A 2,109-nucleotide genomic window follows, 5' to 3' on the forward strand; every position below is an offset into this window, starting at 1 on the left:
CATGCTCACAGTAGGTTCTGCTTTTAAATAAGTTACCTTTATCTCTTGACCTATAGATGCAGGGGTTTGGGAATAGGAACGCCAGTAATAAGTTTCCTCTTCTTCGGGCGTTTGGTAACTGTAATTAATTTGATAATATTCATCATTCCAAACATCGCAATTTATTACTCTACCAGTTGTTGTTGGAGAATCGCTCTTAATTTGATGAGATAACCAGTCGCTATTGCTGTATATCTCAGTAAATAGGAGGAAAGAGATCCCTAACATAGCGATAGCAATTATGCTGTAACGAGAATTAATAAGGTAGAACAGTTTGGCTTTAAGAGGTATTTTAATTTTTTCCATTTGAATTTAAGATTATTATCTTACTAGTAAAGGTATTATTTATATCAGAGTAATTTATTCTATGGTGTTATATCTCTAATACAGTTTTGATGGCGCTTTTACAAACCTCATTTTGGTAAGTCCATGCGGAATAGGTTATTGGTATTAGTTTAATTTTTGCTCTTTGTAAAATTTTATATTTATTAAGACTTATTGCTTGCTCAAAAGGACCAGGATAACCAAGTAGGTCAAACCCAATAATTTTATCGTCTAAAATAGCTACTAAATCAATTGTAATTCCCGCAGTACTGTAAGCTATTTTCGTATCTATTTTTAAGGAATTAATATATTCTAGAATCTCGTTACAGAAAAGATCTTTTGTGTGGGGTAGGAAGTGTTGTTTCTTTTTAAAAATGTCAATAGATTCAAGGTATTTTCTTAGTGTGTGGTTTAGAGAAAGCTCGTTTGTGTTAAAAGAAGTATAGATGTGTTGTTCGTTCTTGGCTCTCGTAATACTGACGTTAAAAACATCTTCTTGAGTAAGAAAATGAAAAGAGGAGGGGTGTGATTCGTTATCTAGTGCAAAGGAAAGGAGCATAATGTCTTTTTCTTCCCCTTGAAAACTGTGTGCAGTTCCAATTAATATGTTGTGATCACCGTATTGTTTTAAGCTTATCTCTTTCTCAATTAAAGATATGATGTGGTTTACTTGAGCTCTAAAAGGAGAGAGGATTCCTATTGTGCTTTTGTTTTCAATAGGAAGAGTTTCTTCTTGGGTAATAATGTTTTTTATATGGTCAATAATTGAATTAGCTTCTTCGGTGTTGGTTCCTTTTTTAGTTCTGATGCCATTTACTTCTACCCATCTTAGATTGTTATGTTCTAAATTGGGGTGATCTGTCATTATTTTCAGTTCGTTAAAATAAAAGTTCTGGTTGCTAAAAGCTATAATTTCTGGTTTACTCCGGTAGTGTTCATCTAAAAAATTAACTTGAATTTGATCCTTTATAGCCATTTCAGTAAGGTCTAAAATACTTTTATTTCGATAGTCTAAAAGGTCTTCCATTTCTTTAGGAAGATTATGTTTCTTTTGCAGTTGTAGTTGTCTTATGTTGGATAAGAAAGAAATGTGGTTTAGTTGTTTAGGGTCACCAACAATAATAATTTCTTTTGCTCGATGAATGAGAGGTATGCAGCTGGCAATGTCGCATTGAGATGCTTCATCAATAATTAAAACGTCAAAAAGTTCTTTTTTAAGAGGGAGAATTTCTCCAATATCTTTAGTTGTAGTAAGCCATATTGGAAATACATTGAATAATGCATTAAAGTCTATGCTGTCAAAGTAGCGATCTTGTTTTGCTGAATGCGAAGCTCTCAGTGATTGTAGGAAGTTTTTTAAAATGATTCTATTTTCAATAATTGTTGTACGAATTTTGAATTCGTGAAGATCAATGATGTATTTTTTTGTTTCCTCTTTATGCTTTTCTATTAGGTCTGTGTAAATTTTTATTAGATCTAGTATGTCTATTTCGTTAGGGAGTTTCATTCCTACTTTAATAAAATAAGTTGTTAGTTTATTTAATAGAGTAGGAGATACTTCGTTCTTATGTATTTTAATCCCTCTGTCCAATTCAATGATTTCTTTTTCTGAAAACATTTTTTCAAGAGACTCAAGTTCCTTATTTATAGTGTTGAGATCTTTTTTCTTCTGATTAAAATTTATTCCTCCATATTTTTTGATGTCTTTATTGTATTGGTAACTTTTTTTAATGCTGTTTCTCGATA

2 protein-coding genes are annotated in these 2,109 nt (G+C 31.4%); both read right to left on the minus strand.

Going from position 1 to position 2,109, the window contains the following annotated elements:
- Window positions 1–345 (minus strand): hypothetical protein (locus tag HRT72_08630; GenBank protein NQY67772.1); only part of this gene is annotated, 345 nt, incomplete at its 3' end.
- Between the two features lie 67 nt (window positions 346–412).
- A partial coding sequence (locus tag HRT72_08635; GenBank protein NQY67773.1) for a hypothetical protein occupies window positions 413–2,109 on the minus strand: 1,697 nt, incomplete at its 5' end.

Source organism: Flavobacteriales bacterium, from assembly GCA_013214975.1.
Classification (GTDB): domain Bacteria; phylum Bacteroidota; class Bacteroidia; order DT-38; family DT-38; genus DT-38.